This window comes from Niastella soli, assembly GCF_017742245.1.
GTDB classification, from domain to species: Bacteria; Bacteroidota; Bacteroidia; order Chitinophagales; family Chitinophagaceae; genus Niastella; species Niastella soli.
The window spans coordinates 344,915-370,222 of the sequence record NZ_JAGHKO010000001.1; the positions used below are offsets into that span (position 1 = coordinate 344,915).

Genomic DNA, 25,308 nt, shown 5'->3' on the forward strand with positions numbered 1-25,308 from the left:
ATTAATTTTTCAATTCCTTCAACTTCTCCACCGCTGCATTCCGGGTTTCTTTGTCGCCCAGTTTTGCAGTAAGTTCAAAATATTTGATAGCGTTTGTTTTATCACCTTTTCGTTCGTACATGGTAGCAATGTTATTGAGTACGATCACGTCGCGGGGCATGATCTTTTCGGCTTGCAATAATGATTCCAGTGCTTTATCATAATTGCCTTGCAATCCATAAGTGATGGCCAGGTTGGAAAGGCTCTCTACATGTTTGGGATAATATTTCAAAACAGTTTGAGCAATGCGGCGCATTCTGTTCAATTGGTCATCACCTGCATTGTATAATTGCACAACGTAATCCTGAATGGCACCCAGGAAAAACGTCTCAGGGTTCTCCAGCTTTTTATTATCGGCCCATGCCCACTGACTTTTTAATTTATTAGACAGTTCGATAGCCGTGATGATCTCGTTGGTGAAACTTTCATAGTTTTCGATCTGGCCAAGCGCATAGATCTTTCCAAACCGCATGTCTAACCGCGTGGTATAATTACTTATTCCTTTATTAATGTAATGAAAAGCTCTTTCCAGCAGAGCGCTGTCATAACCAAAATCTTCAGAGAGAAAGCCTACGGGAGACCCGGTGCTGTCTGTTAATGCAAGTGAGGGATTCCCGTTATCCCCTTCAGATAAATGAACTATTTCCTGACGGCTGGCACGGAAATAATAATTGAAATAGGCCACGAACAATTCCGCATCAGTGGGAGCTGCCTGCTGCCAGGTTTGAAGCAATTGCCTTTGTGCGGCCGTATCTTTTTCTTTTAACAACCGGTTGAAAGCTCCTTTATAGTTCTGTGCAAAAGACTGACCAGCAAGGAGTACAAGTAAACACAGCAATATTTGTTTAGGCATTGTCGGATATTGGGATGAGCCAAAACTACAAATAGCGCCTAAATAAACATATTAATTTTTACCAATGGATATTCTTTATCGATAAGTGATTACCGTATAGCCTTAAAGGGACCTTTTTGCTTAATCATATTATCTACTCTTCTGAAGAAAATAATGAATGGCGCAAATGGCATTGGCGCAGTGCCCGCTCCAATGCGCATCAAAATTCCATTTAAAATCCCAAACGGCATTCTGTTTGGCTTCAGACGATTTCATGCCATACAACAACAGTGTTTGTTTCAGGTATTTATAAATGGCGCCCAGGTCTTCATACAGGTCACCGTAGACTATACCCGCGTCCTTTTTCTTGGCAGTAGGATCAAATACATACCAGTAATAGCGATAATCCCATAGCCGGTCTGCTATAAAATGGAGGGTTCTTTGAAATTCGAGTTCGTCGAGCTTTACCTCAAACTTTTGATCGCTTTTTTCCTCCATCAGGATCATACAATTTCCCAGGTTATACAGGGACAATAAATGATTTTGTGATTGAAGAATAAAATAGCGGGCTGTTTCTGCTTCGTATGATTCAATAAAGGAACAATAACTTTTTGCAGCATCAATGAAGCTGGTAAACTCGTTGGTCGCAATAATTTTAGATACTAGTATCTTATCAGATAGTGGCAAAGTGTTCTCAATAGCGGTTATTGAAATAATGGTTGCCATTGAAATGCCCAAAAATGATGCCTGATTATTGTACATACAACACTAAAAAACGGGCTGATATTGTAATTCAGCCCGGTATCAATTCTTTCAACTGCGTATTCGTACATTTCGTTATAAAATCGCGGCATTACACGCGTATAAACAGTATTTATACTGTATTATAATTTATAGCTGTATGAGTGTTGAAGCTCCTTCTTTAATTATATATGAGGCTTCTTTACCGCCTTTCTTTATCACTATATTCAGCTTTCCTTTATCCGCCCTGTGCACAATGAGATCAAAAACATTTCCGAACGAATGTACGTTTCGCAACGCCATCTGCTTCCAGCCATTTGGTAAACGTGGTGAACATTCAAAACTATTAAACCCCACGGGGCGCATGCCAAATAACCCTTCCGTATAAATTCTGCAATACAAGCCACTTTCTGCCGATAAATGCCGCTGATTGCCTTCGGGATAGGCTTCTACCGCGTAAGGCACATGTTCACCTAACAATCGCCGTTGCGAATAATAACGCAGGAATTCCATTGCCTTCTCCGTTTCGCCGGCCGCCAGTACGCCACGTAATGCATATAAGGTACTACGGTCCCAAAAAGTGGCATTACCAGCTAAAGAGGCCAGACCGTCTTCTGTCCACAAACGGGGAGAAAACAAGGCTGCAATAGTCCCCTCCTTTCTTTCGAATAGGCCTACTGTCAGGGGGGAACAGATCCAGGCCCTCAGCGTATCATTCCCTTCATAATAGCGATAGGTAGCAAAGCCTTCCACCTTGGCACCGAAGAATTGTTCTATATTCTTTCTCATAGTCTGCGCTTCTTTTTCATATTGCGCAGATTGCTCTTTTGGCATGTTCAATTGCCGTCCCAGCATGGCAGCAGAACGCAACGCATCATAATACAATACACTTGTGTGCAAATTGGCTTTACCTGCGGGGAAACGATTCTCCAGCTCATCGCTGTTACTGGCTACTACCCCCTGCTCATTTACTTTCCTTTTTAAATACTCCAGACACCATTCAATCAATGGCCATAATACTTTGGCTGAATCATGGTTGCCATATGTTAATGCATATCGGGATGCTCCATAGGCGATCATGGCCATATCGCCTCTGTCTTTAGCGCCATGCCAGGTAGCATCGCCTTCGGCAATTATAGAACTGGGAATGGGCCGGTATTCATCATTCATATATTTTGCAAACCAACGGTAGGCATTCATTGCCGACTTATTCCCTGTTTCATCTCCCAGAAAAGCAAAAAAAGGATTTACATATTCCGCCTGGTCATTCGCCCAAATGGCTGCATAATACCGCAAACCACCAGGGCCATGTAAATAACCACCCTTTGTTTTATAGATGCTTTCCGTTGCCCGGATCTTGGCAAAAGCAAAGGCAGTGTTTAAAACCGGATCAGGCGTTTCCAATTGTAACAAGGATACAATATTGCTTACTCTTTGCAATCTGTCGTTGTAAGCCGCATTTATATCAACCGATGGCAATGGATTGCCTTTATCGGCCGCCTCATATAAAATCCCAAATTGAACCGAGTCACCGGGCGCTACGGTTTTCAATCCTTCATTAATTGTAGTTACAATAAAACTGTGCGGCACGGGTGTGGTTCTTTCCACTGCAGGTCGTACTTCCCTGTACAGGTATTCCATTTCAATTTTTACTGGTTGCTTACCTGTATTTGTAAACACCCATTTCTCCAGTGCCACGGGTTTATCTACAGAAGGGAAAAGCGTACGCTGTAAGCTTACCGATTTGTCTTTTCCAATTTCACTCTTTATTTGTAAAATCCCTTTTTGTCTGATGCTTGTTACTTTCTCCGGCATATCGGTTGCAACTGCAGCATTGTACACCCCGGCTTTTAATAATTTATCATTGATAAGGAACCGGGGCAGGTCACCATCCGTAACGTTATAGGTCATGCTGGCAATGGTGCGAACTGGCAATAAGCGGAAGGTGGGAAACACCATGGTACGGTTTATAGCGGGCTGTCCCTCGCTATTGACGCCATACTGCACCCACATCGACACTTTCTCACCACTCATCTCTACATGGTCATTATGTGGCAGGCGATTGTCGATAGGCCATTCAATGCTGCCATCTGGTAATATTCTCCATCGGTCTTGCTGTACTGGCAGGTGCGACTGTTGTGCGAGAAGTGATAAGGAGAAACTGCTCAACCATATAAAAAAACAACATCCTTTTTTGATGAAACTAATATTCATTATTATACTTCCTTTTAATTAGAGGAAAATTCAGCCAGATAACCACCGCCGGCCACTAACTCCAGCTCAATAAAATTTTTCTTTGTATAGCTTTTATGCTCAACCACTACCGATGCGGCATTGTTGCCATCATCTTTTACTTCATTGACATTATATTTTCCGGATTGAAGAAAACCCAGGGGAATTGTTAACTTTTTAGGAGTAGCCCCATTCATAACAGCCACAAACCATTTGCTCCCCTTTCGGCGCACGTAAGCAGCCAGTTCACCAATGGCCGACTCCGGTAATACGATGGTCTCATCCCATACGGCTGGAATATCTTTAATTACGACCACGGCTGGATTGCTTTCGATGTTCCCGGGATTCGCTGCATACGTAAGCAAGGAAGAATTAAGTATTGCGGTACTGGCTATCTGGTGCGCCCAAGTGGTGTTCTGCCTACGTTCACTAAAAAGCAGCACCGTGTATTCCGCCGGACCAGCCAAACAGCGGGTGAACGGGATCGTTGTTTCATGCGTTGCCCTGTCAGTGAGCTTACTGGCTTCCATACCTTTTACAGCTTCACTGGTCAATAAATTTGGCCAGGTGCGTGCCAAGCCTGTGGGTTTATTGGCGCCATGAAAATCGAGGAGTAAATGATTTTCGGCAGCTTCCCGTAATATGGCCGAATACAGGTCAATAGTTTCTTTGGCTTCGTGATCGAAGAAGTCGATCTTTAAACCTGTTACTCCCAGGTCATGACATTTTTTAAAAAATGCCTGCCTGTCACTGGTATTGCGTAACGTTTTGGAATGCTTCCATAACCAGATGCCTACTTTTTTCTGGCGAGAATAATCTATCAATTGCCGTAATGTATCGCCTCCCCAACGTGCCCAAAAGCCTTCGAGTATATTGTATTCAAAACCCAGTGTAGCGGCATCATCTGTAAACTTCTTTAGTGCGTCAACACTGCCATTGCCACCGCCATCGAGGTATTTCCATACGGCCCGCCCGGGTTGTACCCAACTGGTATATATGCCTTCCGGAAACAAGGTTTTATCTGGTGGTGGGCAAAGATTATTCACGATATCACTATTCACGAGCGTATTCAGGGTACTACCAATGATCACAACCCGCCAGGGCGTAATGATGGTGCCGGCAATTGCAGCGGGCTGTTGTAACCGTAATGTATCTTCAGGGGTATATCGCAACCGGTAAGGATAGGAAGCCCTTTGGCGATGAGCCAGGCGAATTTGTAATCCATTACTTCCATTTGCCTGTAATGCCATACCCGGATAATTCACCAGGTTGGCCTCAGTAATGGATGCATACACGCCTTTTGGTAATTTATAAGTAGCTGGCGGCGCTACCCACTCCCCGGCCTGTACCTGGCTGATCTCTTTTTTTTCATGTACGCCTTCATAATGCATTGTCAGGTCATGATACCACAACAGGCTTCCTGCAGGGATATTGAAAATTGTTGCTTCGTCGGGAATATGAATAGTGCTATCTGCGGCAGGGAGTATTGTTCTAAAGGCTACTCCATCATTAAAGACCCGTACTTCCAGTGTATCTACCACTTTTTGACGCTGCAGAAGGATCTTTATTCCTGAACAAAGGTTCATTGCAGTGGCATGCGCACCGAACCAGGGATAGTGCTCATTGAGCTGGTAGCGAAGCTCAGTGGCTATTTGTAGCTTCTCCAGCACGGGCAGATCGTTCAGCATCATCACTATTGCTGAATTTTCTACAACCGGAATATTATTATACGTAACAGCAAAATGAAGTTGACTGTTCTGTTGAAAGAGCCTGCATTGTATTTGGCGGTCTGGGCTTGTGATCAATATAGTGTCGGCAGGTGATGCTCTTACACAACTAATGGAAATGAAAAGGGTTATACCAATGAATATTGCTCTTTTCATATAATCTTATTTATTGCCAACGTATTTAAAAAACCTGCCAGGCTGGAGACTGACAGGTGTAGGATTTTATATTATCGTAACAACGCGGTTGCACACCATAGTACCGGAGCTTGCCCGTGCAGGTCACCAATATTACGCTTGCGGTCTAGGTAGTATTGACGGTCATTCTTCTTATTGGTGCCTTCACACACTTCACGCACATCGTTGTTATTATCGATGTAAGTGATCAACGCCAGCCAGCCTTTGCGGGCAGCAGGCCCATAAGTAGCCGCATCGAGCCAGCCATTCTTCACACCTGTGATCATTGCAAAGGTGAACATTCCGGTGCAGGAAGTTTCAGCCCATGATTCGGGATCATCGATCAACTGGCGCCACATCCCATTTTCTGCCTGGTATTTCAGCAAAGAAGCCATCATGGTTTTATAGCCTTTCATAATGCGCTCGCGATACGGACTATTCTTTGGTAAGGAACGTAACAATTCCGCCATTCCCGCTGCCATCCAGCCATCACCGCGGCCCCAGAAATATGGCACATCGGGTGCATGATAAAACAGCCCATTTGGTTTTTGCAATGAATCCAGATAAAGTACCATTTCCTTCGCCGCTCTTTCAATATACTTTTTATCATTGGTAGCCCGGTAGGCCTGTGATTGTACCGCGGTGATCATAAACATATCATCGATCCACATGCGGGTTTGCCAGGAGTAGCCACGATCAAGATATCCTTGTGACTCAGGCTTTACATGCGGGCCTTCCGGACTGTCCCACTGCTTATCAGCAAAACGTTTCCCAATCTCCAGATACCGATTGTCTTTTGTTTGCATATACAATTCAAAAGGCACTGACCCAAAAACGGTCGCATCTACATGCACCGGTTTGGGGATCAGGGTATCCTGGGCGCCAAACATAGGGTCAAAACGTTGCACCAGCTTTTTAACCAAATCTTTATCGCCAGATTGTTTGGCAAAGGTGAGGGCGCCATACCAGGTACAGGTTTCCGGATAGGTAATAGTTCTGGGTGGCGTGGTGCGGCCAAAGTTGGTATGTGGCGTAACTACAAAATGCTCCGCCACTCTTTTTCCAACTTCCTGGGGTGAGGTACCGGCCGGCCATTTTGAGAAATCGGCCAGCGCTTTTTTTGATTGTGCTTCGCAGACTACCGGTTGCAATTGTGCAATCCCAAGCGCCAATAACAGGCATTGAATCGTTTGTTTCATTTACTCGTTAGTTATTATGAATATACTGTTTAATAAAGTGACCATTGGCTAACAATCGGCAATCGTGAATCGGCAGACGGCAGACGGCAGACGGCAGACGGCAGACGGCAGACGGCAGACGGCAGACGGCAGACGTGACTCGCGACTATTGAAACTAATAACTATCTTGCGCCGCCAAAAATCCTTGCCCATTGCCTCGTCCGCCGAAGCTTTAGCGTAGGAGGGCCCATTGCTTTCTGCCTTCCCTTATCAACCTTGTTACCCCTATCACCCATACCAACTTACTCCTCCCCGACACGTCGGGGCAGGGTGTCAACTGATCAACTTCCCACTAATTCCATAATGGAAAATACAAACTGTTATTATACGGATCACCAGTTGTAGTAGCATCTATTTGTGCCTGGGGAATTGGGCGTAACACATGTTTCTCAATAATATTAGCAGCCGCTTCTTTATTATGCAGGCGCACCCGTTCCAATAGTTTGCCAGTGCGCACCAGGTCCCACCACCGAACATTTTCCCCACAGAGTTCACGGGTCCGTTCATCCAATATAAAGTCCCGTGATAAATCAGACGCCGTAATATCCATAGCCGTTGCATTCCCGGTTGGATAAGCAGCTCTTTCCCGTACGGCATTAATGTATTTTACTGCATCGGGCATATTTCCCAAATTAAAGGCCGCTTCTGCTGCTACCAGATAGGTTTCTGCCAGGCGGAAAGCTATCACTGGTCTTACAGAGGGCGAGTTGAGATCAGCCCTTTTGGTATCGAAATATTTCATCATGGTTGCCGAAAGCGTATTATCGTACTTACCGGGCGGAATAAGCAGATACCGGCTGGCGGCTATTTGTGCATTGGTCTTATCAACACCAGGCATGTAAATGGCTGTATCACCTAATTTAAACTTCGGTTGCCCGGCTACTGCATCTGCTGGCGCACCGGCTGGTAATGGATTGGGCCACACCGGATACCCTTTGGGATCGGGATTGTTGGCATACCATACGATTTGAAAAGTTTTGCTGTACCGGGTATCATTCACTCTTTCTTTAAAAGCCGTATCGGTTAACCAACGGGTAGGGATACATCGGATATAGGGACGGCCATACGGCGTACTACGGATCATACCTGGTCTTTTCTCATACTGGCCTACCCACATATGATTTAATACATTGTCGGCACTGTAGGTACTAATCCCATTACTTGAACTTATACCACTGTTATTCGGACCATTATACGCCAGGTTCGCGGTGTGTTGCACGCTCCACAGTACTTCCTCATTTTCCTCATTCCCTTCCGCAAACACTTTACTAAAGTCGGGTACTAAATTCAGCCCCAATGATGACTTGTTATTGATAATATCCACAGCAGTATTATAGGCATTCTGATAGTCATCCGCTTTTTTTACAGCAGAGCCGGCACGGGTGAGGTATACTTTTGCCAGAACATGTTTCGCAGCTACGGCAGTAGCTTTTCCTGCTAACACCCCATTGCTTTTTGGACTGGCAGGTAATACAGCTATGGCATCTTTCAGGTCCTGAATAATGGCATCATAAACACTTGCCAGGGGATCACGTTTGGCTGTGGTTGTAGCGGCTGACTGAAAATGCAGGCTCAACGTAACATCGCCCCAAAACTGTGCAAGAATAAAATAATAATTGGCCCGAAGGAATTTAGCTTCCGCCACAATATTGTTCTTTGTAGCTACCGGCATATCTACCTTATCGGCATTATCAATAACGCCGTTACAGGTATTGATGAAAACATACGCTGCCCGCCAAAGCGTAGTGGTGGTGCCATGTGAAGAAGTATAACTATACAGGTTTATATCACTGTTGCCATCAACACCACGTTGAAATTCATCGGTGCCAATTACCGTGGCAGTAAACAATTCCTGCGCACCCCAAAAATTTCGCATCCCTGCATACGCGGCATCTAAACCGGCCTGTAAACCCTGACTGGTTTGAAAAAATGCAGGAACAAGAATGGAGTTGGGTTCTTCCTTGAGTTTTTTATTACAGCCGCTCACTACGATCAGGAGTCCGCTGCAGAATAAAAATATCTTTTTCATATAGCTCATTTTGGCTTGTAAAAAATTAAAACGACATATTAATTCCAACAATCATTGACCAGGTAGGCGGTGTATCTATGCCCACCGACCCCGAACCTTCGGGATCTATACCGCCTGCCCGGCGGTATGGCGAGAAAAGAATAAACGGATCTGCTGCGGTGGCATAAACCCGGAAATTCTTTGCTCCTATGCGTTTTACCAATGACTGGTCAAGATTGTATCCAAGACTTATGCTTCTGATCTTTACAAATGATCCATCGAAATAACTCAGTACCGAGCGGTTCAAGGGATTGGTAGCGGCTGAGTTTGCCTTTGGATTCCATGGCTCGTGGTTCTCCGGTGTCCAGTAATGAGTTTTTAAATTATTGTACGTTCCCTGATAGGTGTTTACGAAATTGCCGCCATACAAACTGCTGTTCATGGTATACCCCCATCTTGCAAATGCCACTACAGTCAGATCAAAACCACGGAAACCAAAACGCTGCGTGGTACCACCCTCCCATTTGGGTTGGCTTGTACCTACAATAATGCGATCATAGGTTGCATCGATCTTTGAATCTGGTTTTCCATCAGGGCCACTGATGTCAGCCACGCGAATGGTGCCAATTACTGATGAGTTACCAGATACTGATAAACCCAGGGCTTTGGCGGCCGCCGTATCTTCTGCGGTATTCTGCCAGATACCCACTCTTTGATAATCATAGTACACATCCAGGGGTTGACCAACAAACCAGCCATTGGCAGCATCCCTTGTTACCCCGCCTGCCAACTGGGTTATTTTACCCCGGTTAATAAAGAAGTTGAAATCACTCGTCCAGCTGAAATCCTTTCGGGTTTGTGCCTGTATGTTAGTGGTGCTGACATGCACTTCAATACCCCGGTTCTCTGTTTTACCTACATTGGAAACAATAGGATTGGGGATGCCTGACGTAGGAGGCAATGTTTGCGGCAACAACAGAGAATTGGTAAATGCCTTATACACTTCCACAGAACCGGTAATCCGGTTACCTAGCAATCCGAAATCGAGACCCAGGTTGGCTGTTTTGGTATATTCCCAGGTAAGTGTATTGTTAACCGTAGAACTTAAATAAGCGCCAGTGATCATGTTTGAACCATAATTATATACCAACCCTGATAATTGCCCCAGCGTTTGATAGGCTTTGATTGACTGTTGCCCAACGCTGCCATAGCTGGCCCTGAGCTTCAGATTACTGATTGCTGAGATATTTTGCATGAAGCTCTCCTGGTTCACATTCCAGGCAAAAGCTGCGGAGGGGAAAGAATGCCATTTGTTTCCCTCGGCCAGGCGGGATGACCCATCAGCACGTATTGTTAAAGTTAACAGGTAACGGTCATTGTAACTGTAGTTCACTCTTCCCATGTACGAGAGAATATCGGCTTTGGAAGAACTGCCTGTTCCTTTAAGGTTTGATCCGTAAGTTGGATTAAAATAAGCCAGGTAATCGGCCAGGATGTTTGTATTGTCAAACTGGTTTAATTTGGAGCTGACCTCCTGTAAACTGTATAAACCAGTAAAATTCAGCTTATGCTTTTTTGCAAATGTGGCATCATAGATCAACAGATTTTCCAACGTGTAGTTGTTCGATACATCGTTGCGGTTTGAGGAAGCAGAACCGCCCTGATTAACACGAAAACTTGTTTTATCGGAATAAAAGTTACCATATACATCCGATCTGATCTCCGCCCCGGCATTCAAGCGATATTTTAACCCTTTGATTAAATTAGCTTCCAAATACAGTGTGGTGAATGTTCCCAGACGCTTTCTGTTTTCTATAGCGGCGCCGGGTATCAGGTCGGCCAGCGGATTCCAGACCTGATTCGCGCTGCCCGGCACATAAGTATTTAAAATATTTCCAACACTATCATAAGGCGACGCCAATGGACTGGCACGTAACGCCTGGGCCATAGGGTTAGCACTCTCGCCTTTCCGCACCGAATAAGTGTTCAGCGAGTTCAATCCTACTTTAAATATCTTTCCTAACTGTTGATCGATACTCAATTTCACCGTGGAGCGCTCAAAACTTTGTCCATAATAAATACCGGTCTGGTTAAAATAACCGCCTGAGATCGCATATTGCGTCTGATCGGTTCCGCCGGAAACACCTAACTGGTGGTCGGTGATCATCCCGGTTTTATAAATAAGGCTTTGCCAATCGGTATTGCGGCCCGTTTTTATTCCTTCTACTTCTGCAGGATCAAATATGCCATTGGTCAGGAACTGTGGATCATCGAGCCCGCTGTATTTACCGGGATTGGCAATAATGTTGGCCCATTTTTTCAGGTCAGTAAATTCAGCAGCATTCATTACCGGGAATTCTTTGGTCAATTTGCTGGTGCCCACATAACCGCTGTAAGTAAATACAGGTTTGGCAGTTTTGCCGCGTTTGGTGGAGATCAGGATCACGCCATTGGCACCCCGTGAACCATAGATGGCAGTAGAGGAACCATCTTTTAAGATCTCAACGGAAGCCACATCATCCTGGTTCAGGTCGTTTATACTTCCATTGAAAGGAATGCCATCCACAACGATCAACGGGTCGTTGCTGGCACCTAATGACCTGGAACCTCTGATCAAAATGTTTGGCGTTGCACCTGGCTTGCTGTTGGCGCCGCTTCGTTGAATATCTATACCAGCGCCCTGCCCCTGTATAGCGGCAGCCAGATTGGAGGAAGGGATATCTTTGATGGATTGTTCATTGATAGAGACGATAGAACCGGTAACATCTGATTTACGCCGGGTACCATACCCTACTACGATCACTTTGTCCATCTCCAATTTATCTGAACTTAAAGAAATACTTAGATCTAACTGATCGGTGGTGCCTATTTTTATTTCTTTATTTACATAACCCACCATGGTGATGGAGAGCGTACAATTGACCGGTGTTAAAATTGAAAAGGAGCCGTCAGCCTTTGTTGTGGAACCAGTATTGGAGCCTTTCACCACCACCGAAACACCGGAAAGGGGTTCTCCGCTTTCGTTTCTCACCAATCCCCGAAGCATAACCGTTTTTTCCTGAGCGTGAAGAATTACAGGCAAGAGAAGAGAAGAACATAGCAGGCAAATAGAAATGAATGCACTTCTTTTAAAAAAGGTATTGCCGTACCCTTTTTTGTGTCGTAAGTGTAGCATAGCAATAGTTTTCGTTTTCGTTTTTGGAATATTTAGCATCTTATTGTCGTAGCATGTACTTAATGTTGGGGGTTTTATTTTTTTTTACCTGAATGCCCTTGCTGTTACCTTCAGCCTTTACCAATGCATCTGCAGTTCCTTTTACGTTTATATTATGAATGTGGGCTTTCTCAACATTTTCCAGGCGAACAATGGCGGGCACGTCTGTTGTTTCCGGAATTTTCCAATTGGCCAATTCAATATTCTGTCCATCTTCGCAGACAAAGGCCGGTCGCCGGTCGTTGCTATCCAGGTGCAGTGTAATATTCACCAGCTTCAATCCTTTTACATGCCTGGCCCATACGCCGTACGCCGGCACCAGTGGGCCAAAGGTTTTTACTTCAGGATATTTATCAAGCGCTTCGGGCACCTGCTGCCGCGCATTTTCAATTGTGCCACCCCCAGCCAGGCTGATCTCAATATTTTCAAGGGTAACATTGGTAATATAATGACCGGGTACGCCAGTGATAAGAATGCCAGAGGGTGGCATTAACTGGGCCTGGGCAGCCGCTTGCGCTTTTACATTTTTTATGACTACATTTTCCAGTGTTCCGGTAGGCTGTTGGGTGTCTTTGCCTTTTCTAAACACGCTTAACCTCGATCCGAGCCGCAACAACATGGGTGTTCTTACATTCACCATGGTGATGTCCGAGATCTGCACATTGCGTAAATGGGCACCATCCACCGTCAATAATTTTATCCCTCCATTGTTGGTATCATAGATATAGCAGTCGGTGATGGTAATATTTTCAAATGGGGCCATTGATTCGGTACCCATCTTTATAGCGCCCTGGTTGCTTTTCAAACGCATACCACTTACCACAATATTACTGCAAGCCATGGTGCTTGCCGTGGTTTTGAAACAAAGCGCATCGTCGCCGCTGATAACATCACAATTTTTTATTCGCACTTCCTGGCAGCCATCTATATCAATGCCGTCGTTGTGCGCCACGCCATGGCTCACAATTTTTACGTTTTCGATATTTATCTTTTTACTTTGGAAATAATGGGAGGTCCAGGCGGCGGCATAATTGAGTGTAATGCCTTTTACCGTAACATTTTCACAGCGAACGATCCGTAATAAAAATGGACGGCGGCCCCATCGTTGTGACTCTGGCCGCGTATCAGTAGCTATTTGTTGTTCTTTTAATTTGGAACCCTGGCCATCAATAGCCCCTTCACCTTCAATACCGATATTTTTTGCATCCACCGCTACGAGCAATGCCCAGCCTACATCAATGCCCAGCCCATCGGTGAAGGGATCTAAGTTTTGATAATCATTTATATCGGTACTGCCCAACAGGCGGGCATCCTTGTTAAATTGAAGTGTAACCTGATCTTTTAATATAATGGTCCCTGAAAGCCAGTTGCCTGCCGGAAACACTACTTTACCTCCACCCTGCTGATGGCATTCGTCAATTGCTTTTTGAACAGCCGCCGTATTGAGTGTTTTACCATCTCCTACAGCACCATATCGGGTAATTTCTATTACAATGGGTGGCGCCGCCTGAGCCCATGTTATACAAATAAGAAAGACTATTCCAGTAACAACTTTTTTCATACGCATCAGTCAATGTTGTGGCAGCCTACATATATGGCTGCATTTCCTGATGCAACTAACAGATTATTATAACTGTCATTCTATAACGAACTCGCTATTCATTCAACTATTTTGGCAGAAAATTCCCGGGAACGATTGCATAAAAGCGGAGGCGGCTCGAAGGCCGCCTCCTTGACTCTAACTAACTGATAGGAAAAAACTGGTTTGTTTAAGGTTTATGGTACCTGCCTGTTTTCATAATTGGAATAAAAAGTATCGATGGCATTCAGAACTGGTTTATACAAGGTCCTGAACTGAAATGCGCTTCCTTTTTTATAAAGAGGCAACAGCGTGCTGTCGACCGCCGCATCATTTTTTGCAAAGAACTTTCGTTGTGTCCCCAGATTGTCGGTATATATAATTTCCTGACCAATTACATCTCCCGCCACACCAAACCATTTAATGTTAGCCGATTGGGTTGCATCGATATATGTACCGCTTTTTATAGCCCGGTTCACCAGTTGGGAAATATAACGCTCGCCATATACCTCACCTATTACATCGTTTTTTACCGAGCGGTGCCCGGCCTTGTCATAGGAATAAATGTTAAAAGTATAAGAAGCTTCCGCCAGTTTCTTAAAAGAAAAACGTACAGTATCGATATTATCGGTCCGCTGTACCGCTTTCTCCACTGAATCGGTTTGACCACCAGCAGTCCAGTATACTTTCACTTTACTGATGCGGGGGTCTGAGATCAACAACATTGACAGGTCAATCCGGTTATTACCTGGATAGGTTATTACAGAATCTACCCTTGCTATGTACACTACTTCCCCATCTTTTGTAAATTCATCATAGGTGGCATTCATCTTACTACAGGCAAACAGCACCGCGCAGCATATGACCAGGAGCCCTCCGTAGATGCTATATTTTCTTACACGCATAATTGAATTTTTGTTTAATAAACTGATTACTTTTTCTGTCCCCATAGCGACAACTCAAACAGGTGGAAAAACCCGGTATAACCACCAATGGAACCCCAGCTGTCAATATTTTTCCAACCTATATAGCGTACTGGCGGTATACCATTCGGGAATTCAAATTCCTGCCCATCGGTAGCTACCTGTATGTCTTCATTGGAATTTTGCCCCACTTCCCAACCCGAAGGTTTGGTCATAGTCCATTCGCCCAGCCTCACCCAGCCATTATTGGGATCTACATTATTGAAGTCACCATTGATAATTTTTGGATTATTGGTGCCCCAGATCTGCCAGCGATGTGGATTACCGTGGTTGAAAATAAAGGTGCCGGTACGTTGCCAGATCTTGAAACGGCTCAGTACAAATTTGGCGGCGCCGCTTTTATCCAGGTCAATAGGGATCCATACAGGGATCTCATATTTCTCTTTGGTATGGAACATGGTGGTAACATTGCCATCGTATAAATTCTTCATGGGGTAACTGCTGGAATAATCCACTGCATTGACCATGGGCACTCCTGAATTGGGCAGTGGCTGGTGCTGTGGTATGTAACTGGCAAACGTAGTACGTACATCATTGAACTTTGTTTTATCCAGGGTTTCTTCGTAAATGGGTCTGATCTTAGTTCTCAGGGTATCGCTGTGGTTATCCCAGCGGTCACGAACATAAATACCCCAGGTGCGTTCTACAGGCGGAAATCCCCTTACATTAAAACTGCCCTTCTTCATACTGGTATAATTATAATCAACATGCGCCCAGTCGCCTACCGAATCAATAACCAACACCTCAAATACGATGTTTGCTGAATCATCATTCACATACTTTACATTAATACCACCAAACGTTGAATCTGCTTTTATTGATTTAAACACGCTGACAACGGGTGGCGTCAGCGGTTTTATTGTCACTTCAACCGGTGGTGATACTACTTCACTACGGCTTACCGCGTACAAAGTCACTGTGCGTTCCTCGGTGTCACCAAATCCATCTACCACCAACTTTTTCTGGAACATAGATGATTTTACTTCTTTCTTTTGGCCCTTCAATTCATACACGGCTTTTACATACAACAGGTTTTCATTATCTGGAAGGTTATAGGTGATTATGGCAGCGCCGGCCAGGTTGGTTACTTTAGGGTTGCTAATAGCATCGGGGGCAGATCCGTCTTTTGCATATGGGCTTCTGTCATCTTTTTTACAGTTGCTGATGGTGAAAATAATTACCAGGAGCCAACCGGTTATAATTAGTTTATTTGTTTTCATTGCAATTAAATGATGGTTATAGAAAGGGGTTACCAGCCAGGGTTCTGCACCAGTTTTTTATTCCGTAAAATTTCATCCTGGTCTATCGGCCAAAAATAATCGCGCAGTTTAAAGATCTGTGAGAATTGCACTACCGGTTTATAATAAGCTGCGGCATCCTGTTGTTCGGTGCTCCAGCCTTTAATGGGTGCATTCAGCACTACATGCGCCTCCCGCCATCTTCGCAGGTCCCAGAAGCGCTGGCCTTCAAAAGCCAGTTCAATCAATCGTTCCTGGTGAATGATATCACGCAAGCCTGATTTAGTGGTGTATTTAGTGGGTTGATTGGAGAAATTACTCCAGGAATTCGCTACCGTAGGTAAGCCAGCCCTGTTCCTTACTTCATCTATCCAGCGATACGTTTCAGCGCCAGGCCCCTGGCTTTCATTCAGGGCTTCGGCATATAATAAATACAGATCGCCTAACCGCATCTCTGGCCAGGGATAAGGATTCTGATTGCTACCGGTAACATTCCCATCTGACGCACCCACCGTGCTCATATTGATGAGCTTTTTGATCCAGTAACCCGTAATGGAAAAATTACTAACTCCCTGCCGGGCCGCCAGCTCGGCCCTTCTGGCTTTTACAAACAGCATGTTGGATACGGAATAGTTGTTTATCCAATTGCCAAACCAGATGCCCCGGTCAAAAGCCAGATCGGCATAGAAACGTGGCTCCCGGTCAAAGTGAAGCTTTACGGTTTGTTCGTTCTTTTTTATATAAAAGGTATCGGCAGGAGTAGCTGTTTTTAAATTAAAGCGGCCGGCATAATCCCAGGTCCTGTCTTCTGTAATGGGCACCCCGTTATTTGTATAAAACAGTTCGGCCATTTTTAAGGGTGGCGCCAGAATACCTTTGGGACCGCTGCTGCTTGTTGCACCGCTGCCTATTATAGGCATCGTCCACCGCTGCAGATCAGTTGCCCGGCTGGTGGTGTTGGCCCAGATCACTTCGGTATTAAACTCTTTATCTGTAACTGCCATGCGGATACCCAGCTGCGTTTTAATGGTGTCATTGACGACCCAGCCGGGATATAACGCCGGGTTAAACCGTTGTAAGGAATAGGCATTGCCATGGCAAAACTCAATAGCTTCCTTACAAGCAGCAGCAGCAACTTCCCATTTTTTGGGATCTGGTGTGGGGTTTATGAGGGGTTCTCCGTCATCTTTACCTTGCGCTTTAAGGCCAACGAAGTCAGGATTACCGTTAAACAATGGACTGGCTGCGGTCACCAGTACTTTTGCTTTCAGCGCCAGTACAATGGATTTGGTAATTCTGCCCAATTCAGATTGCTCTACCCCTACAATTTTTGCGGGCAGGGCTTCATTGGCTGCCGCTTCGTCGAGCAATTGAACAATATAGCTGAAACAACTATCTACATGGTCGCGGGGTACCTGTACCTCGTCGGGTGTACTTCCCACGGGTAAATTTTCCTTAACGAGGGGAATGGGTCCATACATGCGAACAAGGTAAAAATGATAGTAAGCTTTCAGGAAAGTTACTTCTGCTTTCCATCTTTCTATTTCAATGGGTTGCATATCCCTTACTTTATCAATGCCTCCCAGAAAGATGTTGCAATCGCGTAAAGCGGTAAATAATTTTATGCCCTGGTTCTTGCCGGTCCAAAAACTTCCCATGGGGCTGCCTACAGTTTGGTTGCCCTTGGCAATGGCCCAATAATCGGGGTCCACATCCCGAATGGGATCCATATACCATACTTCATCACCGGCATTAAAGGCCGGGTTATCATCCATATCGCCATGTTTTGGCAAATAGGAGTAACAGGTGAATAAGAACTTTTCAGCAGTGCTGCGTTGTGTAAAGGCGTTGTCGATGGTGCCAACCTGGTCTGGTACAACATCCAGGTATTTTTTACAGGCACCCGTGCCCATCAGCAACAGTATAGTGGTTGTTATTATTACGTTTTTCATCCTTGCATAATTTATAGTGTTACCTGAATCCCCGCGTTCATTACCTTTTGTATGGGGTAGTTCAGGCCGTTACCTGCCAGCTCGATGTCCCATATTTTAAACTGGCTGAAGTTGAACAGGTTGGTACCGTTGGCATAGATCCGCACATTCTCGAGATGAATTCTATTAGTTACTTTCTTGGGGAACGTATAACCAAACTCTACCTGCTTCAATCGCAAAAAGGCACCGCTTCGCATAAACCAGGTGCTGGTTTGACTATTATTAACATTCAAATTCGAACTCAGGCGCGGCCACAGGGCGTATAAATTCCGGTTCTCCTCCGACCAGTGATCATCGGCATAGGCCTGCAATAACTGGTTTTGCAAGTTGTAATTTTTAAGCTCATCAGATTTATACCGGTAAGCAACAAATGGAGCGGTGGCTTTTACATCTAGCCAGAAAGAACGGCGGGCCGTTCCCTGGAAGAAGGTGGAGATATCGAAGCCTTTATATTTGGCCGAAACACCAAAACCATAGGTGATCTCGGGTGTGGTGGGGAAACCGATCGGCACCATATCCAGTTTGTCCACTACCCCATCCTGGTTTACATCGCGGTATTTAATATCCCCGCCTCTTGCTTTGTCACCGCCGAATGACTGGGTAGGCGAGTTATTTACTTCCTCATCATCGACAAACAACCGTTCAGCTATATACCCCCAGGTTTGTGAAATAGGATACCCTGTTCTATTCAGGTATTTAAGGTCTTCACCATATTGCAGCGATTCGTTTTTATCGAGGCGGCTGTGCGCATAGGTAAAATTACCACGGGCCTGAATGGTGAGGTCTTTTCCAAAATTCTGCAGGTACTCAACAGAGATGTCTACACCTTGTCCCGACGCTTCTCCGACGTTGGCTTTGGGCGGATTCTCATCCAGGTTTACCTGCAAGCCTAAGGTATAAGGAATGTACGCACGGGGCATCAGAATGTTATACCGCTTCTCGGTATAATACTCGGCTATGATATCCCATTTGCCAAACATACTCAGCTCCATGGCATAGTTGGCTTTGCGTGCCGTTTCCCAGGTAATGTCCCTGTTCTCGTACCTGTTTATCTGAATGGTATTGCGGGAGTATCGGTTATCGACACCAAACGAGGCACCAACGGGTGCATTCAGGTTTACATCAGACAGGTAATAAAACCGGTCATCGGGGCTGCCTATTTCATCATTTCCTACCAGCCCATACGTTGCACGAAGTTTTAATTTATTAACGGCTGACTTAAGGGGCTCGAAGAATTTTTCATTAGAAACATACCAGGCCGCACCAACCGATGGGAAGAACCCGAAACGTTCGGTTTTATAGAAACGCTCCGATCCATTATAACCAAAGTTGAACTCGGCATAAAAGCGGCTATCGTAGTTATAGGTAGCCCGGCCTGAAACTCCCATGTTACGATAAGGCAATGACTTCTGCAATGTTTTGGTATCGCCTTCCTGTTTGCTGCGGGCCGTAACCACCAATAACCCGCTTACCCCGTGTTTATCGAATGTACGGGTGTAGTTCGCAGCACTTTCAAAATAAAAATTAGACGTAACGGTTTTGTCGGCGCCCACAGGGGCACCTAAATAATCGGTCCCACCCTGGGGCACAACATTAATATCCAATACCTGATCTGGATTGATCACGTTTAACAGGTACTTGTTGGTATACTTATCATAACCAACTGCAGAATAGTAAAATGGGAAGTAATTACGTGAAACGTCAAAATAAGAGGACCGGTTTATATTCATAAATGCACGTGCCGACAATCCCTGTGTAATAAATGACAGGTCCTGCTTCACTTCGAATTGTGCAGACATCAGGGATTTGAGGTAATCTTTATAACCCGAAACCATGTCGGCATAAGGGTTCAGATAATTTCCCTTTTCGTAATTACCAAACATGATGTGGTTAACGAACTGGTGTTCTTCATCAACTGGATAATAAGCGGGGTATAACACGGGGCTGGTACGCATTACTTTCTTATATAAACCGGAGCCGCCATCAACCGGCCCGTTATAATCATCGAAGGTGCCGTACAGGCGCACCATTACATCGGTGGTGCGGGTAACTTTCAACCCTACGTTCGACCGTAAATTATACGTCTTCAGGTTGATGTTGTTATTGAAATTGTTACGCTCATCTACTTTTAGAATACCATTATCCTGGGTAAAGGAGCCTGCCAGAAAATAATTCACGATCTGACCGCCGCCACTTACACTGAAGTTACCCCGCCGGTTCAAAGCCTGGTCTTTAAACAACATATTCATCCAGTCAACAGCAGGAAACATATTGGGATTCGTTCCCATCTTCGTGTTGTCGATCTTGCTTTGGGAATAAGGGAGCGGCGCCAGCGGGTTACGCGTCAATACCGATTCCTGGTGCAGATTTAAATACGTAACCGGATCGGCCAGCTTTACTGTTTGGGTGGGTTTTGAAACAGAGTTTTCAACACGCATGAATACCCTCGCTTTTCCCTGTTTACCTTCTTTAGTAGTGATCAATATAACACCGTTGGCACCACGTGCACCATATAAGGCACTGGCGGTTGCATCTTTCATAATGGAGAAGCTGGCGATATCATCTGGCTGAATTCGCGAAAGATCGGGATACTCAACACCATCGATCAAAATAAGCGGCGAGGTCTTATAACCAAAAGTGGTAACACCACGAATAAAGAAAGAGGCATTGTCCTGACCGGGCTCACCATTTGTCTGGTAAGCGATCACACCGGCTATACGCCCGGCGAGTGCGGTGCTCAGGTTACTGGAAGGAACTTTTAGATCTTCCGGACTGATGGTTGTTACGGAACCTATGATGTCCCGTTTCTTTTGTTTACCATAAGCAACCACCACCACATCGTTCAGTGAGTTGGAGGCACGTTTCAGTGATACATTGATCACCTCTTTTCCCTTTACCGATATTTCCTGGTTTTCGAAACCAACCATGGAATATACCAGCACCACATTGGCATCGGGCACTGTTAGAATATACTTTCCATTTAGGTCGGTAGTGGTACCAATACCCGGTTGATTTTTCACAAACACCGAAACCCCGGGCATGGGGCCGGCAGAATCGGCCACCGTTCCCCGTACTTCCATACTAAGTGCATATGGAATGGGATCCTTGTTAAGCGATTCCCTTGGTAAATGATTGGAAATTGATGTACTGGTTATGGGCTGTTGCGTATAAGCGCCATAGCGGGTGAAGAGTAAACAGCATAGCGCTGCTATCCACCTGGTCGGGGCAGGGCAAGTTAGTTTCATAAATCGTTAGTTTGGCAGCAGTCTTTTAAGCTATTACCAAATTACTAACTACTAACACGGATGTTCATACTGGCATTAGCAATATATTAACTTATTTTGACAGCGGTTTCGGTAGATCGGGTTGACCGAGTTGACCAGTTGACAGCCTGCCCCGGCTTGTCGGGGAGTTGGCGAGTTGACAAGAAAGAAGAAAATTGATAAAGGTATAAGGGAAAAGAAGTAGCCCGTGAGTGTTCAATGGTGAATGGCGCGAACTTTTAGATTAATAGAGGGTCTTGCATAACCAAAAATCTTCTACCTTCTACCTTCCCCCAATATAAAAGGCCGTCCCTGCGACGCAGGAACAGCCTTTATACCCCTCCGGGCTACTAATCAGTTATAGACAGGAAAGGCGGTTGAAAGAAGGATTACCGGTTTATACGCTCTACTAGGTCTGCCGGTTAAGGTTTTTTTTACCACCACGTTTGTCGTTACCGAAATGTTGCGTGTGCGCCAAAGTAAAAATCGTCTTGTAATCTACATCCAACAGATCACTGATCTTATATAATTCACCTAACGTAAACTGGTCAACGTTCGCAATCAAACGAGTCATTCGGTTATTGTTTGTACCCAGGTCATGCGCCATAATTGTTTTAGGCACATGGGTAAAGATTTCCTTGAATTCGGTTATATGTTTCCCTTCAATCAAAATTTTTACAGCTTTATATCGTGGATCTCTTTCCATTTACCAAAGAAAAAAACAAATTCATATTGAAATTTCATAAAGGATGCTTTGTACTTTTTTTGTTATAACAGATCCTTTTTTAAGTTGCGGTTATAACTAAATTCGTTACGATCGATACAGTGTCCTTTCTTCCTACATTTGTTACCAAAACCGCTCAGCATCTGTATTTTACCAAAATCATCCCCTGATTACATTTTCTAAAACCGGGCGTGGACCATTGAAACCCAAAAGTTTTCCACTAAATTCATTAGTACAAAAATACTAATAATCTTAGTATTTTTGTACTGCAATCAAACAAATAATTATGGGTTTCCCATCTCCGGCAAAAGATTACCAGGAGGATGTGATTGAATTGTCGCAATACCTGGTTCAACATCCTACTGCTACTTTTTACTTCCGGGTTTCCGGTGATAGTATGATCAATGCCTGTATGCCACATGGTTCTCTGCTGGTGGTAGACCGGTCCCTGAAACCTGCCAGTGGCATGATAGTGCTGGCAGTAGTAAATGGCGAATTTACTGTTCGCCGTATTGTTCAAACCCGTAAATCATTGGTTCTGCACCCTGAAAACCCCATTTATAAACCATTGGTAGTCACAGAAGAAATGAATATGCAGGTATGGGGCGTTGTAACAGCCGTGGTGGTTAAATACAAATATGAAAAAAATGATAGCGTTGGTTGACTGTAATAATTTTTATGCCTCCTGCGAGCGGCTTTTTCAGCCCCGGTTGCAAAACAAGCCCATTGTTGTGCTTAGCAACAACGATGGTTGTGTAATTGCCCGGTCAGATGAGGCAAAGGAACTGGGTATTGAAATGGGAGCGCCTTCGTTCTTAATAGAAACACTGCTGCAACAACACAACGTATCAGTTTTTTCTTCCAATTATACTTTATATGGTGATCTGAGCGACCGGGTTATGACCACCCTTTCGCAGTTTGCCAACCAGGTTGAAGTATATTCCATCGATGAGGCATTTCTGAATCTCTCTTCCTTCCGGCATCATAATTTGACCGATTATGCACATACCATCCGCAACACGGTAATGCAACATACCGGTATTCCCGTATCTGTTGGCATTGCGCCTTCTAAAACGCTGGCAAAAATTGCTAACCGGTTAGTGAAAAAAAGGAACAAACAATTGGGCGTTTATTGTATAGACTCTAAGGAAAAGATACAATTCGCGTTGCAAAACACCCCGGTAAAAGACATCTGGGGTATCGGCAGTCAATATACGAAACTGCTAACCCGCAATGGGTTTAACACCGCCTGGGACCTTAGCCGTGCCCCGTCAGAATGGGTACGGAAAAACCTGTCGGTAGTAGGGCAGCGGATGTACAATGAGTTAAACGGCATTTCCTGTATAACATTTGAAGAAATGCCACCCAAAAAGAAAATGGTCTGTGTGGCCCGTGGTTTTGGCAAAGTACTGAACGACAAAAACGAAGTAATGGAAGCGCTGGCAAACTATACGGCCATGGTTGCGGCTAAACTGCGCAGTGAGCAACTGGCTACCAGTACAATACAGATCTTTGTACAAACAAATGCCCATCGCGCTAACGAACCGCAATATTTTCGATCGCTTACCATTCAACTGCCAGTGGCTACCAATAATACCAATGAGTTGATCACGCATGCCCGCCAGGGTTTTGAGACCATATACCGACCGGGCTATAATTACAGTAAAACCGGCTGCACTGCCATGGAGCTGAAACCGGTCACCGAAGTACAATCCAATATTTTTGATAGAGAGAACAGGGCCCGGAATTCGCAACTGATGCAGGTGCTGGATAAGGTGAACAGATCGTTTGGCAAAAATACTGTACGGTTTGCCTTACAGGGTTTTAGCTCGCGCTGGAAATTGCGGCAGCTAAAATTATCCCCCTGTTACACCACCAGAATAGAGGAAGTATTGACAATAAAAATCTAAGCCATGCACAATCCGTTTGTTTTGCTGACAACCCGGTTGCTGGAATCGCTCATAAAAGCGGACAATACTTTTTTTGTACGTCAAACTTATCCACGTGGTAAAAACCTGCTCGATCCGCTGAACAAAGCCGCCTTTTTATTTACCCATTATACTGATTACAGCCGGGCAAAAACTCATTACGATGCGTTGGACAACGATCCTAATAAATTTCTATATAATATAAATGAACCGGAGCATTATGAAAAATTGTTCATTGCCGCCGGCCAGCCTGAAGGATTTCATATTTATAGTCCGCTGGTGCCACAACCCTGGAAACCCACCGCACCCATTGCCACCAGGATCCGTAATTACATTAATCAAAAAATGAACTGGAACCCCGGCAGAAGCGAGGGGGTAAAGGCCGATCTTTTTGTTCAGTTTGGCGAACTTTTCATTACCTTAAAGCTTGGTATCCATGAGGTAAAATTGCCGCTAGCAGAAATTGAAAATTTTTGATGCATGTGTTACGATATTTCCTTTTCGTCGAACATTCAGTTAATATCAGATTATTTGCCCGACCTGGTGGTTGATCCACAACTTAATTTTGATTTTGATATGGCCATTCATGTAATGGCGCAGGCTTATAGAAAATACCCGGTGATGATCAATGATGGCGGCACTTACAAATTAATGCCCTTTGAATGGGGCGTAATTGCCGATTATATGAACACACCCGAGAAAATAAAGCAGAGCCGACAGTACATGTGCAATGCGCAAAGCGAAAAGATCATCAACGATAAAAAATCTTTCTGGAGAAGGATCCGGGCAAAAAGATGCCTTATTCCGGTTACCGGCATTTACGAACACCGCGAAATAAAGGGCTGGAAAAATAAAGTGCCCTATTTTATTCACCTGAAAGACAGACCCATGTTCTGTATTCCGGGTTTATATCATTACTCCCCCATTCCCGATGTGGAAACCGGTGAAATAAAAGGCACTTTTACACTTATTACGCGCTCAGCCAATTCCGTAATGAAGCAGATCCATAATGGCGGGCCCAATGTATTCCGCATGCCGATGTTCCTGCCCAAAGAGCTGGAATTTAAATGGCTGCAACCCGACTTAACCGATGAGGGCATTCAGGAAGTGCTGGATTTCGAAATGCCTTCGGAACAATTGGATTACTGGCCGGTATTCACCATCCGTTCTACCAAACCCCGCCCCGACAGTAAGGAAAAAACAGCCCCGTACGAATGGCCAAACCTGCCCCCATTGGGCATTGATGAAAGTACGGAGCAAAAAAACCTGTTCTCATAGTAAAATCCCCACATACCGTATTTGAAACAATAATATGAATAAATGGCCGTTCTTTAGTTCTCACTACCGGGAATGAAGCAAACGTTTTGTGGATAAGCCAACAACCGAAAAATGAGTAC

17 protein-coding genes are annotated in these 25,308 nt (G+C 44.7%); 4 read left to right on the plus strand and 13 right to left on the minus strand.

The annotated features are described in order from the left end of the window. Window position 1: 1 nt before the first annotated feature. The 13 genes from J7I42_RS01225 to J7I42_RS01285 all read right to left on the minus strand — a co-directional run bounded on the left by J7I42_RS01225 (window position 2) and on the right by J7I42_RS01285 (window position 21,833). Window positions 2-892 carry a tetratricopeptide repeat protein gene (locus J7I42_RS01225; protein ID WP_209136947.1) on the minus strand — a complete coding sequence of 297 codons (891 nt, stop codon included), beginning with the start codon at window positions 890-892 and terminating at the stop codon, window positions 2-4. A 129-nt stretch (window positions 893-1,021) separates the two neighbouring features. After that, window positions 1,022-1,633, minus strand: a complete 612-nt coding sequence (locus tag J7I42_RS01230; protein WP_209136948.1) for a DUF5063 domain-containing protein — start codon at window positions 1,631-1,633, stop codon at window positions 1,022-1,024. 129 nt (window positions 1,634-1,762) lie between these two features. Continuing rightward, window positions 1,763-3,826, minus strand: a complete 2,064-nt coding sequence (locus tag J7I42_RS01235) for a glucosidase family protein (RefSeq protein WP_209136949.1) — start codon at window positions 3,824-3,826, stop codon at window positions 1,763-1,765. A 14-nt stretch (window positions 3,827-3,840) separates the two neighbouring features. Beyond that, window positions 3,841-5,727: a glycoside hydrolase family 97 protein gene (locus J7I42_RS01240; protein WP_209136950.1), complete on the minus strand. Its 1,887-nt coding sequence runs from the start codon at window positions 5,725-5,727 to the stop codon at window positions 3,841-3,843. Between the two features lie 71 nt (window positions 5,728-5,798). Continuing rightward, on the minus strand, window positions 5,799-6,944 hold the full coding sequence (locus tag J7I42_RS01245) for a glycoside hydrolase family 88/105 protein (protein WP_209136951.1): 1,146 nt from the start codon (window positions 6,942-6,944) through the stop codon (window positions 5,799-5,801). Window positions 6,945-7,275: 331 nt separating this feature from the next. Further along, window positions 7,276-9,012 (minus strand): RagB/SusD family nutrient uptake outer membrane protein, encoded by a 1,737-nt coding sequence (locus tag J7I42_RS01250; RefSeq protein WP_209136952.1) that lies wholly within the window; start codon window positions 9,010-9,012, stop codon window positions 7,276-7,278. A gap of 25 nt (window positions 9,013-9,037) precedes the next feature. Next, entirely contained in the window at window positions 9,038-12,166 is a 3,129-nt protein-coding gene (locus J7I42_RS01255) for a SusC/RagA family TonB-linked outer membrane protein (protein ID WP_209136953.1), read from the minus strand. A 40-nt stretch (window positions 12,167-12,206) separates the two neighbouring features. Beyond that, window positions 12,207-13,766, minus strand: a complete 1,560-nt coding sequence (locus J7I42_RS01260; RefSeq protein WP_209136954.1) for a glycoside hydrolase family 28 protein — start codon at window positions 13,764-13,766, stop codon at window positions 12,207-12,209. Between the two features lie 215 nt (window positions 13,767-13,981). After that, window positions 13,982-14,689 carry a DUF4998 domain-containing protein gene (locus J7I42_RS01265; protein ID WP_209136955.1) on the minus strand — a complete coding sequence of 236 codons (708 nt, stop codon included), beginning with the start codon at window positions 14,687-14,689 and terminating at the stop codon, window positions 13,982-13,984. Window positions 14,690-14,715: 26 nt separating this feature from the next. Beyond that, complete coding sequence (locus J7I42_RS01270; RefSeq protein WP_209136956.1) at window positions 14,716-15,987, minus strand: DUF4959 domain-containing protein; 1,272 nt, start codon at window positions 15,985-15,987, stop codon at window positions 14,716-14,718. Between the two features lie 29 nt (window positions 15,988-16,016). Next, complete coding sequence (locus J7I42_RS01275; protein ID WP_209136957.1) at window positions 16,017-17,957, minus strand: RagB/SusD family nutrient uptake outer membrane protein; 1,941 nt, start codon at window positions 17,955-17,957, stop codon at window positions 16,017-16,019. Between the two features lie 11 nt (window positions 17,958-17,968). Next, the gene (locus J7I42_RS01280) at window positions 17,969-21,241 is read right to left on the minus strand and encodes a SusC/RagA family TonB-linked outer membrane protein (RefSeq protein ID WP_209136958.1); all 3,273 of its coding nucleotides are present in this window, start codon (window positions 21,239-21,241) and stop codon (window positions 17,969-17,971) included. 427 nt (window positions 21,242-21,668) lie between these two features. Next, a complete protein-coding gene (locus J7I42_RS01285; RefSeq protein WP_209136959.1) occupies window positions 21,669-21,833 on the minus strand; it encodes a hypothetical protein in 165 nt (54 codons plus the stop codon). Window positions 21,834-22,266: 433 nt separating this feature from the next. Here J7I42_RS01285 and J7I42_RS01290 point away from each other — a divergent pair, with 433 nt between their 5' ends. From J7I42_RS01290 to J7I42_RS01305, 4 genes are read left to right on the plus strand one after another with little or no spacing between them, the layout of a single operon-like run. After that, window positions 22,267-22,647 (plus strand): LexA family protein, encoded by a 381-nt coding sequence (locus J7I42_RS01290; RefSeq protein WP_378571151.1) that lies wholly within the window; start codon window positions 22,267-22,269, stop codon window positions 22,645-22,647. Further along, on the plus strand, window positions 22,622-23,893 hold the full coding sequence (locus tag J7I42_RS01295) for a Y-family DNA polymerase (RefSeq protein WP_209136961.1): 1,272 nt from the start codon (window positions 22,622-22,624) through the stop codon (window positions 23,891-23,893). The genes J7I42_RS01290 and J7I42_RS01295 overlap by 26 nt, the downstream gene beginning before the upstream one ends. A 3-nt stretch (window positions 23,894-23,896) precedes the next feature. Then, window positions 23,897-24,388, plus strand: a complete 492-nt coding sequence (locus J7I42_RS01300) for a hypothetical protein (RefSeq protein ID WP_209136962.1) — start codon at window positions 23,897-23,899, stop codon at window positions 24,386-24,388. A 3-nt stretch (window positions 24,389-24,391) separates the two neighbouring features. After that, window positions 24,392-25,189 (plus strand): SOS response-associated peptidase, encoded by a 798-nt coding sequence (locus J7I42_RS01305; RefSeq protein ID WP_209136963.1) that lies wholly within the window; start codon window positions 24,392-24,394, stop codon window positions 25,187-25,189. The last annotated feature ends 119 nt before the right edge of the window (window positions 25,190-25,308 follow it).